The sequence below is a fragment of the Arthrobacter sp. SRS-W-1-2016 genome, from assembly GCF_002009585.1.
Lineage (GTDB): Bacteria > Actinomycetota > Actinomycetes > Actinomycetales > Micrococcaceae > Arthrobacter > Arthrobacter bambusae_A.
Genome location: NZ_MTPV01000028.1, coordinates 43903 through 59504, shown reverse-complemented (window position 1 = coordinate 59504; position 15602 = coordinate 43903). Strand labels below are relative to the sequence as shown.

Genomic DNA, 15602 nt, shown 5'->3' with positions numbered 1-15602 from the left:
CTTGGCTCTTTCTAGATGGGCCGAAGATTGTTGCTGGGCGATGCAGTGAAAACCGTCTGTGGGGTCATCGAAGCTGATGGCGGGCGGGAGAGGTTGGGGCGCCCGGGTTAGTGGTGTGGATCATGATGGCTGTTCTCCGGTGAGACGGGAGTCACTAAATGAATGACGTTCATTTAGTATGAACGCGCAGAAGCCTGGGCGCAAGTGGTTTGCCGAAACAATTTTGGTTTGGGAGTGGATCACCTGAGCGGGCGTTCGCCGGAAATGGCCCGAAGGTGAGCGGGCGTTCGCCGGAAATGGCCCAAAGGTGAGCGGGCGTTCGCGGGAAGCAGCCCAAAGGTGAGCGGGCGTTGTGGAGGGCCGATGGGTCGGCGACGATCCCGCAGCGCAAGACAGGACGCCCGCTCACATATGCAGTCAAAAGCCCGGACGCTCGCTCACATATGCGGTCAAAAGCGCAGACGCCCGCTCAGATCATCTGAGCGAGCGTCTGCCGGGAGGGGCCTAAAAGTGAGCGGGCGTTTGCTTAGGCGCTCAGCTCGGCCCGGAGAGGGTATTCCTTGCTGTCGAGGAGCAGTTGCGTGCAGCGTCCGGTTTCCGGGTTGAGTACGATGGGGGCCGCGAGATTGACTGTTGTCTTTTCCGGAGTCGGGTTGACCACTACCAGGGTGGTTGCCAGCTCGGCCCGGTCCAGGCCGAGGTCTTCCAGCATCGTGCGGGGGATGGCGGGCGCGTAGTCCGGAAGATAGACGGCGGCCTCGGCCAGGAACATCCGGATGCGCGGACTGGCCGACTCCATCGCGTAGAGCCCGGGCGCGCCGTCGATTCCCCGCAAGGCGAAGCCGGCAGAGGCTTCGAGCCCCGGCATGGGCGCCGTGAAGCTCAACTCGCGGGAAGCCTGTGCCGTGCTCATTTCAGGAAATCCATGAGCGTGGGCTGCAACGTCTTGGCAGTGACAGCGAGGGCAACCTGGTAGTTGGTTTCCTGCAGCTTCAAGTCCATGACCGCCTTGCCTATGTCTGCGTCTTCAATGCCGGAGCGTTGGACCTCAAGCGAGGCCTTCAGTCCGTCCACGGAGTTCTGCGCGCTCATCAGCTTCGTCTGCCTCACTCCGACGTCTGACCGTCCGCTGATGACTGTTTTGATGCTGTCGCCGAGCGCCGTCAAGCGGCTGCTGACGTCGGCACCGGAGCGGATGTCGGCGACGACGTTGCTCACCAAGGCGAAAACCGAAGTGGCGCCGCTCCCGAAGATCGCACCGCCGTCGGCGTCTACGCGCACCGTCTGGTTCGCATCGACGCGCCGCTGCACCGTACTGCCCGGCGTTCCATTGAAGACGGGTGGCGTGGCATTGCTGAAGGCGCCGGCCGAATCGGAACTTCCCGCAAAAACGTTGCGGCCGAGGTACTGCGTGTTCGCGCCGCTGAGGAGGTCCTTGTTGAGTCCTTCGATTTCGACGGCGATCGCCTCCTTGGCGGTGCTGTTGAGCGAGCCGCTGGAGGCTTGCACGGTGAGGTCGCGGACCTGGTTGAGGATGTTGGTCGCCTGCCCCAGGGCCGCGTCCGCCGTGGTCAGCCAACCATTGCCGTCGTTGATGTTGTTCGAATACTGTCCGGCGGCGCTGATCTGTCCTCGCACTGCCAAGGCATTCGCCAGCCCCGTTGGGTCGTCGGAGGGCCGGGTGATGTTCGTGAGGTTGCTGGCCTTGTCCTGAAGGGCTGCCAGCTTGGCCGACCCCGCCTGGAGGTTCAGCTGCGCGGCGGCGGCCATCGTCTGGGTGGTGACTCTGTTGAGCATGGCTTACCTTCCCACCAATCCGGTGTGGTTGATCAGGACGTCGAGGGTCTCGTCCACCGCGGTCAATGCCCGGGCGGCCGCCTGGTAGGCGTGTTGGTTGGTGAGGAGGCTGATGTTCTCCTCGTCGAGGCTTACGGAGGCTCCTGAGGAACGCTGCCCGACGGCGGCAGCGCTCGCCGCTTCGGCGAGCTGCTGGTGCTGCTGTGCCGAACGCGACGTTGTGCCGATTCCTGTGACAATTCCGGACCATAGAACGTCGGGGGAGCCCTGCCCGGTGCCGATTTGGGCCACGGCGTCCGCGATGCTGCCGTCGAGGGCGCCGGAGCCGGGGCTGCCGGTGGCGATTCCTGCGGCGCTCGTCGGGACGACGCTGAGGGACAGCGCAGCCGGAGCGCCGGGGTTGGTCGCGAAGAAGTCGAGGTTGGTGGCACCAGTGGTGGACTGTCCGGTACGGTGCACGGCATTGACGTCGTTCGTCAGTTTGGTGGCGAAGGCGTTGTAGGACGCGGCGGCTTCGGCGATGGCCCCGCCGGCACCTCCCGGAGCGGCCGGGGCGAGGAGGGAGACCGCGCCGGCGAGCTTTCCGCCGTCGAGCGGTACCGCGACACCGGGACGGTCCGCCCACTCCAACTGGACTGGCGCGCCGGGCGCGCCCATGCTTGTTTGGCCTGCCAGCGCGAGGTCGCGGTGCGAGGTGCCGGAGACGATGGCGTTGCCTCCGACGAAAACGTCCACCGTGCCGTCGGCGTTGTCCCGGACAGTGCCTCCGGCCAAGGACGAGATGGTCTCGGTCACCTGGTTGCGGGCATCAATAAGTTCGTTGGCGGAGCCTCCCGAGGCCGTCACGGAGCGGATGGTCGCGTTGAAGTTGGCCACGCGGGAGGCGGCGTCGTTCAGGGTCGAGACGGTGCCTTGGGCTTCTCCGTGGACGCGGGTCCACTGCGCGTCCACGGCCTTGTAACCATTCGAAACAGCATTGGCGAGGGTTGTACCTGCCTGAAGCAGCATGCCGGCAGGCGCGGCCTGTCCCGGGTTGTTGGAGATGCCTTGCCAGGAGGACCAGAAAGTCTGCAGCGCCGTGGATATCCCGGAAGGCCCTGGCTCGTTCAGCGAGCCTTCGAGCTGCTGGAGCTCGGTGGAACGGTATCCGGCGTAGCCGGCCTCGGCAGCCGTGGAACGGACCCCGGCGTCGAGGAAGCTATTGCCCAGACGGGCGATTCCATCGACGGATACGCCCTGGCCCGGCTGGACCCCGGCTGCGACAAGGCCCGTCCGGACCGGCGCGCTGAGGGCCGATTGTTCGATGCGTTGCCTTGTGTAGCCGTCCGTGCCGGCGTTGGCGATGTTCTGCCCCGCCACGTTGATCGCCTGCTGCGCTGCGGTGAGGCCCAAGTAGGCCGTATTGAGTCCGCCGAATGTGCTCACTGCTTTGTCCTTTGGGTGATCCGGACCTCTACTGGTCCGGCCTTTGCTTAGCCGTCTGCGTTTGATGAGTTCCGGTCAGAATTGCTGGTCGAAGAGGCGGGACGGGGTTGAGTCCGGAGTCCTGCCTTGGACCCCTGTCCGGCCATGGGAGTCGTAGGTCCCGGCGGCCGGCTTCAGATCCGCCATGGTTTCCTGGGTGGAACGGACGGCAGCGCGGAGGAACTGCTCGTTTGAATCACGCAAATGTTTGATGGTGGCGGTCTGCTGCTGCATCGCATTCAGGTGCGAGGACAAGACGTCGGCCCAGGCCGCTTCCGGCGCGGACGAGGCAAGCGTGCCCAGCGAGGACTCCGAGGGCAGGCCCCATTGGTCCGCCACAGCGGCAACTTCCACGGCCCTGGCAAGGCCTGCCTTGGACAAATGTTCCAGTACTTGCTCGACTTCCCGCGTGCCATGCGGCAACCATCGGGATTTGCCCGCTGTGAGGAGCAGCTGCTCTTCCTCCAGCTTGAACGTCAGCAGGTCCAGTAGCTCACGTTCCCGCCACAGCAGGGCCGACAGTTCATGGATGGCCATGTCGGGTCAACTCCAGTTCCGGGTTGGTTTTTCGGGTGCATTGCCGCGAGAAGCACTTTCCCCTGTGCCTTCGCCGCGTTGAAGACAACTATCGGCTGCAGTGGCCCGCGCGTTAGGCGTTGTTCATACATGATTTGTCTGCTTTGTCCAGTCAAGCGGCGGCCTGCGGATTTTGTGGGCTGCCGCAAAATTTCCCTGCGGATTTTTGCTAACCAAAAGGAACGTTGTTCCGATAACCAGAAGTGACAGGCCACGGACGGCCTGGAGTACCAAGAGACCCAATCACGGAGGAAACACCATGGGCATGGCAATCAACACAAACCTGATGGCGAACAACGCCTACCGCAACCTCAGCAACACCCAGAACGACGTGGCCAGCTCGATGCAGAAGCTTTCCAGCGGCCTGCGCATCAACAGTGCTGCTGACGATGCTGCCGGACTGACCATCTCCGAGGGCCTCAAGTCCCAGGTGTCCGGCTCGGCAATCGCGGCCCGCAACGCCCAGGACGGCATCTCGGTCATCCAGACCACCGAAGGCGCCCTCGGCGAAGTCACCTCGATCCTGCAGCGCATGCGCGACCTGGCTGTCCAGGGCTCGTCCGACACGAACAACGCCGACGCGCGCCAGGCCATCAAGACCGAAGGCGACTCCCTCGGCAAGGAACTGGACCGCCTGACCAACGGCACCAACTTCAACGGCATCGACCTGCTCAAGGGCAAGCTCGGAACCGGCGTTAACTCGACTACCGGCACCCTGAGCATCCAGGTCGGCACCGGCAGCACTGGCAACGACAAGATCGACGTCACGGTCGGCGACGTGGCTACCGCAGTCGGTGCTCTTTCCGGTGCTAACGGCGCTACCGACTTCAACGTGCAGGACACGTCCCTCAACTCCGGCGATGCCGCAACCAACGCTCAGGCGACGATCGCCAAGATCGACACGGCGATCAAGAACGTCTCCACCCAGCGCGCTGGCCTGGGCGCGACCCAGAACCGCCTGCAGCACGCGATCAACACCCTAAACGTCTCCGGTGAGAACCTGCAGGCCGCTCAGTCCCGCATCACCGACGTCGACATGGCCCAGGAAATGGTCAAGTTCACCAAGGCCAACATCCTGCAGCAGGCCGGTACGGCCATGCTGGCTCAGGCCAACCAGTCCGGCCAGGGTGTCCTGAAGCTCCTCGGCTAAACCCGGAACCGCCTGGCGGATCCATCATCGCCGGTGGCGGTCAGCTCGGGCCCTATACCCGACTGGCCGCCATTGGCGGTTAGCAGCAGCATAACTTTGGAAGGAACACCCGAGTGGGAACATCGATTGACGGCCTCGCCAGCGGTCTGAACACCACCTCCATGATCGACGCGCAAATGGCGGTGGAAGCACTGCCCCAGCAGCAGTTGCAGTCCAAGGTCGCCACCGACCAGTCGATGATCACCTCGCTCACCAGCCTCAACACCAATCTGACGGTGCTGAACTCCCTGGCCTCCTCGATCTCGGCGCCCGGCGCGACCAATATGTTCACGGCCACCACGAACAACCCCGCCGTGACGGCCACCGCCTCCACCACTGCGGCCGCAGGCTCAATCGATGTCACCGTGACCCAGCTGTCGTCCACGAAGATCGGCGTCACTCAAGCTCTCACCACCTGGCCCACCGATGCGACCGGGAATCCGGCACACCTGACCCTGGTGGACAAAACCGGCAAGGCCACCGAAATCACCCCTGCCTCGACCAGCCTTGACGATGTAGTCAAGGCCGTGAACGCCGCCGGCGGTCCAGCGACCGCGGTCAAAGTCCCGGCCGGAAACGGCACCTACCGCCTGCAGCTGACTTCCACTACGGGCGGCGCTGCGGGCGACTTCCAGGCGTACCAGGGCACCGCTGCCGATGTCACGGCAGGGACCGCAACGGACTTGTTTGCCGCACCCACGGCTGCCATCGTCAAACCAGCCCAGGACGCCCAGGCTGTCCTGTATGCCGGCACCGCTGCGCAGCAGACCATCACCTCCTCCAGCAACACGTTCAGCGAGGTCCTTCCCGGTGTCGCGGTGACCGCCACAGCCGTGAGCTCCTCGCCGGTCACCGTCACGGTCGCCAGCGATACCGCGGGAATCACGAAGAAAGCCAGCGACCTGGTCTCGTCCGTGAACAACCTCCTGGGCCTCATCTCCAGCAGCAGTGCAGTGAGCACGACCACCAACTCCGCCGGCGTCGCCAGCGCCCAAGGAGGTGTCTTCACCGGAAACAGCTCCGTCCGCGCCGTCAGCGATGCCGTCACCGAGGCGGTGGTCGCCCCGGTGAACGGCAAGTCGCCCTCCGACTACGGCATCGTCATCGAAAAGGACGGCACGTTCACCTTCGACAAGGACAAGTTCGCCTCGGCGTTGGCGGCCGACCCGGCCGGAACCCAGTCGGCCCTGTCCCAGATCGCCGCCCGCGTGGCGACGGCAACGACGAACGCCTCGGACCCGGTCAACGGCTCCGTTCCGCAGCTGATCAAAGGCCAGCAGTCCGAAGTGTCCGACCTGACCTCCCAGATCGCCGACTGGGACACCCGCCTCGCCGACCGCAGGGCCTCCCTCAAAGCCGTCTACACCAACATGGAAGTCATGCTCGGGAACCTCAAATCCCAGTCCTCCTGGCTTTCCGGCCAACTGGCTTCCCTCGCCCCCGCACCCTCCAAATAAGGATCATCCGTGACCGCCACAGCACTTCGAGCCAGCCAGCTCAGCAAGTACAACACCGACGCGATCCTCTCGGCCCCACCGGCCAGGCTCCTCACCATGCTGTACGACCGCCTCCTTCTGGACCTGGGCCGCGCCCAATTCGCCCAGGAGAACGCCGATTGGGGCGTCGCCAGGGAAAACCTCCTGCATGCCCAGGCGATCGTCACGGAGTTGTCCTCCACCTTGAAGACCGACGCTTGGGATGGCGCGCCCGGACTGCTGAGCATCTACCAGTACTCGATGGAAGCCATGATCGGGGCCAACATCTACCGCGACGTCAACCGGACCAAGGAATGCATCGCGCTGCTGGAACCGCTTCGGCAAGGCTGGCATGACGCCTCTTCGCAGCTTCCTGCCCAGGGTGGGACCGCCAGTACGATGGGCACCCTCGGTGTCGGCTGACCCGATGCGGGAATGGTCCGACATCCTGGACCGGCTGGAAGCCGATATCGCCGTCGCGGTCTCCGGGGGAGAGCCCGTGCCCTGGAATCCCCCTGCCGAGGCCGGGCCCCTTCCGCAGGCTTTGGTGGACAGGGCGCGGCGGCTCCTTGACGCGCAGCTGGAATCCGTGAACATCCTCGGCAAAATCCGGAACGACGCCCTTGCCCACCTGGATGCACTCAGCACAGTCCCTGGAAGCCGCGATGCCTCCCGTCCGTTGATCCTCGACGTCCAAGGCTGAAGAAAAGTACCGAAAACTATCCCTGAATCGACTAACGGATCCCCGGCGCGTGCCGATGGTGGAAGTTGAGCAGGGATTGCTCGATGCACGGCCACGGATCGGCCTCTTCATATCTATTCGCGAAGGCAGGCCGACGTGTTCGACTCAGTGACTTCTGTTGCGCTTGGCAGCGCCCTGGATGGGCTCTCCTTGCGCCAGAACACCATCGCCAACAACATCGCGAACATCAATACCCCGAACTACCACGCCAAAAGGGTGCAGTTCGAGGACGCGCTCGCGGCCTCGGTGAGCGCCGGTAATGGTTACGCTGCACCCACGGTGTCAACGTCGCAGGAACCCACCCAGCTCAACGGCAACAACGTGAACCTGGACACGGAAACCCTCTCCAACGTGGACACCGTCCTGCGCTACCAGTTCGCGGCCCGGGCCGTCGGAGACGAATTCACCGCGATCCGCACGGCACTGAGGACCAGCTGATGACTTTCGACGCGATCGGCATTGCCGGCACCGCCCTGACTGTCCACCGCAAGTGGCTCGATGCCGTCTCGGACAACCTCGCGAACATCAACGACGTGTCCCGCACCAGCGGCAAGGCCTTCCAAGCCCGCTACGTCGAAGCCGCCGAAGGCAGCGATGGAAACGGCGTGTACGTCAAGAGCACCCCCCAGGGCAGTGCCACCGGCAGGCTGGTGTACCAACCGGACCATCCGCTTGCCGACTCCCAGGGGTACGTGCGTTACCCGGACATCGACCTCTCCGAACAAATGGGTGCGCTGATTGTGGCGCAACGCGGCTACCAGGCCAACGCGCAAGTTGTCGACCGTGCCCGTGAGACTTACCAAGCAGCGCTCGAGATAGGAAAATCCTGATGGCTTTGGACCCGATCGGCGCAATTCAGGGCAGCGGGGGGTTTTCCGTACAGGGAGTCACCGGCACCGGCTACCTGGGCGGCACAGACAGCGTCAGCGGAACCACCGGGGCGGCGGGCGGCAACGGCTTTGCGACGGCGCTGACCGGTGCCGTGGACAACCTCCAGTCACTGCAATCGACGTCGAACCAGCTGGCGGTATCTGCGGTGACGGGCAACCTCGACGACATCCACAAGGCGACGATCGCTGCCACGCGCGCCCAGATCACCATGGAGCTTGTCTCCACGGTACGGAACAAGGGCGTTGACGCGTTCAACGAGATCATGAGGATGCAGGCCTGATGCCCCCACAGATTGCCGCCTTCTTCCGCAAGATAGGCGATGGATTCAAGGGCTTCACCGCCGGGCAGCGCACCATCGCCATCATCGGCATCGCCGTCCTGGTGCTCGGCGGAGTGGCCCTGTCAGCATGGTTGGGCAAGCCGTCCTACTCGCCGCTGTTCTCAGGCTTGAAGGACACGGACGCCAACAGCATCGTGGAGCAGCTGCGCAAGGACAATGTTCCGTACGAGCTCAGCAACGGCGGTTCCACCATCCTTGTCCCCGACGACAAGGTCAACGACGAACGGCTGAAAGCAGCCGCGGCGGGCCTGCCGGCGGCCGCGGCCACAGGCTATTCCCTGCTCGACAAGCTCGGGGTGACCTCGTCCGAGTTCCAGCAGACCGTGACGTACAAGCGCGCGCTTGAGGGCGAACTCGCCACCACCATCCAGGCGATGGACGGCGTGAAGACAGCCGCCGTGCAGTTGGCCCTTCCCGCCAAAACCGTCTTCGTGGACAATGCTCCCGACGCCACGGCATCCGTGTTCGTGGAAACGCAGCCGGGTATCACCCTGTCCGCAGACAAGGTCCAGGCAATCGTGCACTTGACCTCGGCGGCGATCGAAAACCTGAAGCCAACGAACGTGACCGTGGTGGACTCCCAAGGCAACGTCCTCTCCACTGTGGGAGGGGGAGCCACAGGGTCCTCGTCCAAGCAAGCCGCCGACTACCAGCAGCGCACCTCCGATTCGGTGAAGGCCGTCCTGGACCGGGTAGTCGGCCCCGGCAACGCCACCGTCGCCGTCGCGGCCGATGTGACGGGCGAGTCTGCGCAGCAGCGCAGCGAGACGTTCTCCACCGCCAAGGATGCCGCTCCGCTGAGCGAGACCACCAAGACAGAGAAGTACACGGGAACCGGCGGCGGCGCCTCCGGTGTCCTGGGCCCGGACAACATTGCCGTGCCGGGCGGCACCAACGGCAACGGGACCTTCGACTCCAGCGACACCACCAAGAACAACGCCGTCAACAAGGTCACGGAGGACCGCACCATTCCGCAAGGCGCCCTCAAACGCCAGACGATCTCCGTCGCCATCAACCAGGCCGCGGCGGCCGGACTCAACGTCAACTCCGTCAAGGCGCTCGTCACTTCCGCGGCCGGCGTCGATCCCACCCGCGGCGACGTGGTCACGGTTGAGGTGCTGCCCTTCAGCACTTCCGCTGCAGACGCAGCGACACAGGCGCTGGGCGCGGCAAAAGCGCAAGCCGATGCCAAGCAACAGTCGGATTTGATGAATACCCTCATCCTGGCCGGAAGCGTCCTGCTGGCCGTGGTCGCGCTGATTGTGCTGGTGCTGATCCTCCTGCGCCGCCGGCAGCGCCGCGAGCCCGTCGATCTTGGCGAGCGGATGGACTACGAGATGCTGCCCCAAGCGGTGTCCGTTCCGGCGCTCGAAGGGCCCCCCGCCACGTCGGCGATCGAACTGCCGCCTGTGCATCCGGTTCCGGCGTTGCCGATGTCCGGAGCCGAAGCTCTCGACGGCGAACGGCGGCGGGCGCAGATTGAGGCCATGGTTGCCGAGAACCCGGCACGGACCGCCGATTACCTGCGGGGACTCATGGATGAAAGGCAGCCGGTATGAGGGCCGGGGAGTTGGACGTAGGCGGCTTGACCGGTGCCCAGAAGGTGGCCGTGGTGCTGATGCAGATGAGCCCGGCCAGCGCAGCCTCCCTCATGACCCAGTTCTCCGAGTCCGAGGCCGAGGACATCGCGGGCGAGATCGTGCGCTTGCGCCGCGTCTCGTCAGCCGTGGCGGACCATGTCCTGACAGAATTCCACGACCTTGCGGTCAGCGGGCGCCGCACGGCCCGCGGCGGCCAGGAATTCGCCGTCGGGCTCCTGGAAGCGTCCTTCGGTGCGGACAAAGCCGCCGGTTTCATGGACCGTCTCGCATCCACGATGGCCGGGAAGTCCTTCGAATTCCTGGAAATGATGGATCCCGGCCAGCTCCTGGCCCTCATCGACGGCGAAATGCCGCAGACCATTGCCTTGATCCTGGCGCATTTGCGGCCAGGCAAGGCATCCGCCGTCATGGCCGGCCTGGGCGACGTGCAACGGAGTGAGGTGGCCCGTTGCATCGCCACCATGGGGATGGCTTCGCCGGAAGCCGTGGGCATCGTGACCGAGACCCTCAAGGTTCGCGCCGGAGCCGTCATGTCGCAAAGGAAGTCGAGTGAGATTGTGGGCGGCATCCAGCCCCTCGTCGACATCATCAACCGATCCGACATCAACACCGAGCGCTCCGTGTTGGAAGGCCTGGAAACCCTCGATCCGGAGCTGGCCACGGAAGTGCGCGCCCGGATGCTGACGTTCGTGGACATCGTGAAGTTGGAACGCCGCGACATCCAGCAGATCCTGCGCGGCGTCAATGCCGAAGTGCTCGCCGTCGCCATGAAGGGTGCGCCCTCCGCCGTGCTCGAGGCAGTGCGCACCAACGTATCCGGGCGCAACCTCGAAATCCTCGAAGCCGAGATGGCTTCCGCCGGGCCTGTGCGCGCCTCCCAGGTTGAAGAGGCGCGGGCAGAGATTGTCCGTTCCATCCGTGAGCTTGAGGCCGAAGGCGCCATCGTGGTCCGGCGCGGCGAAGAAGACGACTATGTCTACTGAAGCCGGACTCCGGAGGGTGGTCTTCCCGGACATCCAGCCGGCCACGAGCTCACGCAAGGAGGACCGGGGGTACACCCAGGGGCACGCGGCAGGCTACGCGGCCGGAATCCGGGCAGCGGCCGCCGAACAGCTGGGTCTCCGGGAACAGCTTCAAGCCGAACACCGCGCAATGCTCGACGCCGGGCGCCTGGCCGTGGGGCACGCTGTCCGTGCGCTCGAAGCGGCGGCCGCCGAGTCCCGGCAGCGCCGCGGCGCCGTGCTGGAGGAAGCACAGGACGTCTTGGCAGCCGGTGCGATGGAACTCGCCGAAGCCATCCTGGGCTACGAGCTCAACGACGGCGCGAACACCGCCCGCGCCGTCTTGGCCCGTGCCCTGGCAACGGTCTCCGACGTGCAAACAGTGACCACTGTCCGGCTCCACCCGGAGGACCTCGCCGCGCTGACCGCCGTCGACGTCGGGAGCGTGGCCGGCGTCGAACTCAAGGCCGATCCCGCACTGGGCCGCGGCGATGCGATCGCGGAGTATCCGCAGGGCTGGCTCGACGCCCGGCTCGGTACCGCGGTGGACAGGGCCAAAGCAGCCCTGTTGGGGAACGACGCATGAGCCTTACCGCATACCGGCCGCACGCAGGCCGTTTCCGCGCAGCCCTCGCCGCCGCGGCACCGCAGCGGGTGGGCACTGTGACGTCCGTGCTCGGCCTTGGCCTGGAGGTCTCCGGGTTGGACTGCGCGGTGGGAGATCTGGTCACCATCGGTGAGGCCCCGGGACTTGACGCCGAAGTGGTCGCCTCAGTCAGTGGCGCCGTGCGCTGCATGCCGCTGGGACGGTTGACCGGAGTGGCCGCGGGAGACCCGGCCCGTTCCAAGGGCGCTCCGATCCTGGTCCCTACCGGCCGCGGCCTTTTCGGGCGGGTATTGGATGGGCTCGGGCGTCCGATCGACGGCAAGGGCCCATTGCCCGCGAGTCCCATGGTCCCCCTGGACAACGAAGCCCCGTCCGCGATGCACCGCGCCCGGGTGGACACACCGCTCCAGACGGGCGTCCGTGTCCTGGACACCATGGCCACCCTTGGCCGCGGCCAGCGCATGGGGCTGTTCGCAGGCTCGGGCGTCGGCAAGTCCTCGCTGCTGTCCATGATCGCCCGCGGCACCGACGCCGAAGTCTCCGTGATTGCCTTGGTGGGGGAGCGCGGGCGCGAAGTGCGGGAGTTCCTGGAAGATGACCTCGGTCCCGAAGGCCTGGCCCGTTCAGTGGTGGTTATTGCAACGTCCGATGAACCTGCCCTGATGCGCTTGCGCGCCGCCGTCACGGCCACCCGGATTGCCGAATCCTTCCGCGAGGCCGGCCAGGACGTGGTGCTCATGATGGATTCGCTGACCCGTGTGGCCATGGCCCAGCGCGAAATCGGCCTCTCCGCCGGAGAACCTCCCGCCACCCGCGGCTACCCGCCGTCGACCTTTTCCGTGCTGGCCCGGCTCCTGGAACGCGCCGGCACCGCCGAAACCGGATCCGTGACCGGTATCTACACGGTGCTGGTGGACGGCGACGACCACAACGAACCGATCGCCGACGCCGCCCGCTCGATTCTCGACGGACACGTGGTCCTGGACCGGAAGCTCGCCGTCACGGGGCACTTCCCCTCGGTGGATGTCCTTGGATCGGTGTCCCGCGTGGCTTCCAAGGTCAACTCCGCTGATCGCACGGCGCTCGCGGCCTCCCTGCGCAGGGTCCTCGCCGCGCGGCGCAGCGCGCAGGACCTGATCGACGTCGGGGCCTACCACCGTGGCAGCAATCCCTTGGTTGACTCGGCGCTGGACCATGAAGCCGCCATCAACGGGTTCCTGCAGCAAAGCATGGACGATTCCACCCCGTACAGCGAGTCGTGGCCGGAACTCTTCCGGCTCTCCGCAAGCCTCGAAGGAGCCGCGTGAACCGTCAATTCTCCCTGGCCGGGCTGTTGCGCCTGCGCCAGACCCAGCAGGATGCCGCTGCCAGCGGCCTGGCGCGCGCCAACTCCCGGACCGCGTCCTTGCGATCCCGGCGCGCTACGGCCCGGGAAGAGCTGGCCGAATCCGCCGGAGATCCCGGAAGCTCCGCGTCGCTCCTGGCCATCGCGGCCTCCCGCGCGTCCGCGCAAAGCATGTTGGCTGAGCTTGACGCCTTGGCCGCCAGCGCGGAAGCTGAAGCCGCCGAGGCCCGTGCCGAATACACCGAGGCAAAGCGCCGGGCCGTGGGACTGGAGAAGCTCGAAACCCGTCACGGCGCCGCTTTCGAGGCTTACGCGCTGCACGCCGAACAAAGCGTGCTCGACGAGATCGCGTCCTCCGCGTGGCACCGGAAGGCCACCTCATGAGCATGGCGGAGGCCATCGGGCGCATCCAAAGCATCCAATCGATGTTGCAGCAACTTAGCCAGGGCATCAGCCCGCAAGCAACTTCCGCGACGGCCGACCCTTCCGCGGGTACGGCCTCTTCGACGGACGCGGCGTCCTTCGCGCAAGCGCTGAGCACCGCCGTCGGGGGATCGACGACGCCGGACGTCAGCCAGCTCGCTTCTTCCTTGGGCCTCGACGGCACCGCGGGTCTCGCGGGAACCGCGGGCCTCTCCGGCGTTGCAGCCCTCCCCGGCAATGCCGCGCTCTCCGGCATTGCGGGCCTCGGAGTGCTTTCGGGGGTCGGAACCGGCACGGCCGCCGGCGGTGTCACCGGCGATGCCGTAGTGGCTGACGCCAAGAAATACGTGGGCGTGCCCTACGTGTGGGGCGGCACGGACCCGGCCGTGGGCATGGATTGCTCGGGCTTCGTGCAGCGTGTCTTCAAGGATCTCGGCGTCAATCTGCCGCGCGTCGTCAGCGATCAAATGCGCCAAGGCACGCCAGTGGCGTCCTTGGCCCAGGCCAAGCCCGGCGACCTCCTGGTCAGTTTCGGCGGCGAACACATCTCCATCTACCTTGGTAACGGCAAAGCGATCGACGCTCCCGTCCCCGGCCAGACCATCCAGATCCGCGATGCGTGGGAACAGCAGTCCAACTTGACCGCGATCCGCCGCATAGTCCCGGCGGGAGGCTCGTGATGCAGTTGCCTCCCGCCGTTGCGGCCTCCCCGCGTCCGGCTGTTCCGGGCTCTCCGCTGGTGCCGCAGCTTGGCGCCTCCGCCGGTTTCGAGGCGGTGATGAACGGCGTGCTGGCGTCGGGTCCGAAGACCTCCGATGGGACCGCGCAGCAAGCGCCCGACGGCGGCGCGCAGGGGAAGCCCGCGGCCGACGCTACCGTGCCGCTCGCCCGAGCTGCCAAGCCGGAGGGGACGAAGGTCCCCAAGGACACGGTTGATGCGGCGGGTGCTGTGGATGCGGCAGGTGTCGTTGCGGGTGTTGTTGCCGCTGTTGCGGCAGGTGCTGTTGCGGGCGCGGCCGCCGTTGCCGGCGGTCCCTCAGCCGGGACCGCTGCTCCGCAGGCGAGCAGCTCGGGCGGCGCTGTGCCGGTCAAAGTCGGCGTGGTTGACGGTACGGCGCCGGCCAGAGTGGTTGCAGGCACGGTGGCAACGGCAGGCCTTGCCGTAGGGATGGATACGGGCAGCATTCAGGCGGCGCTGACGGCAAACCCGGTGCCTTCGAAGGCCTCCGGTACTTCGGCCCAAGCGCCTGCGGTCCCTCCTCTTTTGGTCCCTGCTCCGCCTGTGCCGGCAGTGCTGCTCGGAAAGCCTGGTCAAAGCTCACGCCAGACCGGTCAGATCCCGGCCAGCCTATTGCCGGCCAGTCTGCAGCCCGCCGGCACTCAACCGACGAGCCCGTTGCCCGCGAGCCCTCTTCCCGGAACCGCGCTGCCCACCAAACCGTTGCCCGCCGGCCCCGAACCCGGGGTCGACGCGACCGCGGCCCCGGCAGGCGAGTCCGCCACCGCCGTCGCACTTCCCGCCGGGAAACCTACGACGCCGCAGGAGCCACAGCGGATCCTCGGGGAGGACACCCCGGCGGCCGCAGCACCCCCGCTTCCTCCGGGGATTCCGGCTGGGATACCGGTGGTGGTGCAGCCAGCGTCGCCGCTCCAGGAAGCTCCTTCGGCGGCCCCCGCAGACATGGCACCCCTCACGCCCCAGGCAGACCCAGCGAAACTGCTGCCACAAGTGTCCGGGCCGCTGTTCTCCCTTGCCTCGGCGGCGCCCGGCGCCCATGTCATGACCTTGAAGCTGTCCCCGGAAGACCTCGGCCCGCTGACGGTCCGGGCCCATATCGACGGTTCAGGGGTGCGGATCGAATTGTTCGCCCCCGGAGAAGCAGGCCGCGAGGCAGTGCGTAGCGTCCTGCCGGAACTGCGGCGCGGACTCGGCGAAGCAGGCTTCGGCGCCAGCCTCGACCTGTCCGAACACAACGCTCCGGCCGGTGCCGGCGCGGGAGGCTCGGACCCCCGGGACCGACGCCCGGCCGATAGCTCCGCCTTCCCGCGCGGCAGCGACGGCGAGCCGGTTCGCCTGCCGCGGACCGCCGTCGTACTTCCCCGAAGCAGTACCAGCAGCCTGGACATTCTTGTCTGATGAAGGAGAGCCAA

At 66.2% G+C, this 15602-nt stretch carries 18 protein-coding genes; 14 read left to right on the top strand and 4 right to left on the bottom strand.

Annotated features, from left to right (window positions below; all coding sequences use genetic code 11):
* Positions 1-526: 526 nt before the first annotated feature.
* From BMF89_RS07030 to BMF89_RS07015, 4 genes are all read right to left on the bottom strand, one after another.
* Entirely contained in the window at positions 527-913 is a 387-nt protein-coding gene (locus tag BMF89_RS07030; protein WP_078106357.1) for a flagellar assembly protein FliW, read from the bottom strand.
* Positions 910-1797, bottom strand: a complete 888-nt coding sequence (locus BMF89_RS07025) for a flagellin (protein ID WP_078106356.1) — start codon at positions 1795-1797, stop codon at positions 910-912. Before BMF89_RS07025 ends, BMF89_RS07030 begins: the two co-directional genes overlap by 4 nt.
* 3 nt (positions 1798-1800) lie before the next feature.
* Positions 1801-3222, bottom strand: coding sequence for a flagellar hook-associated protein FlgK (gene flgK, locus BMF89_RS07020; RefSeq protein WP_078106355.1), 1422 nt, complete (start codon positions 3220-3222; stop codon positions 1801-1803).
* A 75-nt stretch (positions 3223-3297) separates the two neighbouring features.
* Complete coding sequence (locus BMF89_RS07015; RefSeq protein ID WP_078106354.1) at positions 3298-3798, bottom strand: flagellar protein FlgN; 501 nt, start codon at positions 3796-3798, stop codon at positions 3298-3300.
* Between the two features lie 298 nt (positions 3799-4096).
* On the opposite strand from BMF89_RS07015, the gene BMF89_RS07010 reads away from it, so the two are divergent.
* From BMF89_RS07010 to BMF89_RS06945, 14 genes are all read left to right on the top strand, one after another.
* Positions 4097-4987 carry a flagellin gene (locus tag BMF89_RS07010; RefSeq protein WP_171983422.1) on the top strand — a complete coding sequence of 297 codons (891 nt, stop codon included), beginning with the start codon at positions 4097-4099 and terminating at the stop codon, positions 4985-4987.
* A gap of 113 nt (positions 4988-5100) precedes the next feature.
* On the top strand, positions 5101-6483 hold the full coding sequence (gene fliD / locus BMF89_RS07005; RefSeq protein WP_078106353.1) for a flagellar filament capping protein FliD: 1383 nt from the start codon (positions 5101-5103) through the stop codon (positions 6481-6483).
* 9 nt (positions 6484-6492) lie between these two features.
* A complete protein-coding gene (locus BMF89_RS07000; protein WP_078106352.1) occupies positions 6493-6924 on the top strand; it encodes a flagellar export chaperone FliS in 432 nt (143 codons plus the stop codon).
* Between the two features lie 4 nt (positions 6925-6928).
* Positions 6929-7204 carry a hypothetical protein gene (locus tag BMF89_RS06995; protein WP_078106351.1) on the top strand — a complete coding sequence of 92 codons (276 nt, stop codon included), beginning with the start codon at positions 6929-6931 and terminating at the stop codon, positions 7202-7204.
* A 135-nt stretch (positions 7205-7339) separates the two neighbouring features.
* Complete coding sequence (locus tag BMF89_RS06990) at positions 7340-7681, top strand: flagellar basal body protein (protein ID WP_078106350.1); 342 nt, start codon at positions 7340-7342, stop codon at positions 7679-7681.
* Entirely contained in the window at positions 7681-8073 is a 393-nt protein-coding gene (locus tag BMF89_RS06985) for a flagellar basal body rod C-terminal domain-containing protein (RefSeq protein WP_078106349.1), read from the top strand. The genes BMF89_RS06990 and BMF89_RS06985 overlap by 1 nt, the downstream gene beginning before the upstream one ends.
* Positions 8073-8414 carry a flagellar hook-basal body complex protein FliE gene (fliE, locus tag BMF89_RS06980; RefSeq protein WP_078106348.1) on the top strand — a complete coding sequence of 114 codons (342 nt, stop codon included), beginning with the start codon at positions 8073-8075 and terminating at the stop codon, positions 8412-8414. The genes BMF89_RS06985 and fliE overlap by 1 nt, the downstream gene beginning before the upstream one ends.
* On the top strand, positions 8414-10033 hold the full coding sequence (gene fliF, locus BMF89_RS06975; protein ID WP_078106347.1) for a flagellar basal-body MS-ring/collar protein FliF: 1620 nt from the start codon (positions 8414-8416) through the stop codon (positions 10031-10033). Before fliE ends, fliF begins: the two co-directional genes overlap by 1 nt.
* Positions 10030-11058, top strand: coding sequence for a flagellar motor switch protein FliG (fliG, locus tag BMF89_RS06970; RefSeq protein ID WP_078106346.1), 1029 nt, complete (start codon positions 10030-10032; stop codon positions 11056-11058). Before fliF ends, fliG begins: the two co-directional genes overlap by 4 nt.
* A complete protein-coding gene (locus BMF89_RS06965; protein ID WP_078106345.1) occupies positions 11048-11662 on the top strand; it encodes a FliH/SctL family protein in 615 nt (204 codons plus the stop codon). The genes fliG and BMF89_RS06965 overlap by 11 nt, the downstream gene beginning before the upstream one ends.
* Positions 11659-12990: a FliI/YscN family ATPase gene (locus tag BMF89_RS06960; protein WP_078106344.1), complete on the top strand. Its 1332-nt coding sequence runs from the start codon at positions 11659-11661 to the stop codon at positions 12988-12990. The genes BMF89_RS06965 and BMF89_RS06960 overlap by 4 nt, the downstream gene beginning before the upstream one ends.
* A complete protein-coding gene (locus BMF89_RS06955; protein ID WP_078106343.1) occupies positions 12987-13412 on the top strand; it encodes a flagellar FliJ family protein in 426 nt (141 codons plus the stop codon). The genes BMF89_RS06960 and BMF89_RS06955 overlap by 4 nt, the downstream gene beginning before the upstream one ends.
* The gene (locus tag BMF89_RS22590) at positions 13409-14131 is read left to right on the top strand and encodes a C40 family peptidase (RefSeq protein ID WP_078106342.1); all 723 of its coding nucleotides are present in this window, start codon (positions 13409-13411) and stop codon (positions 14129-14131) included. Before BMF89_RS06955 ends, BMF89_RS22590 begins: the two co-directional genes overlap by 4 nt.
* Positions 14131-15588: a flagellar hook-length control protein FliK gene (locus BMF89_RS06945; protein ID WP_078106341.1), complete on the top strand. Its 1458-nt coding sequence runs from the start codon at positions 14131-14133 to the stop codon at positions 15586-15588. Before BMF89_RS22590 ends, BMF89_RS06945 begins: the two co-directional genes overlap by 1 nt.
* The last annotated feature ends 14 nt before the right edge of the window (positions 15589-15602 follow it).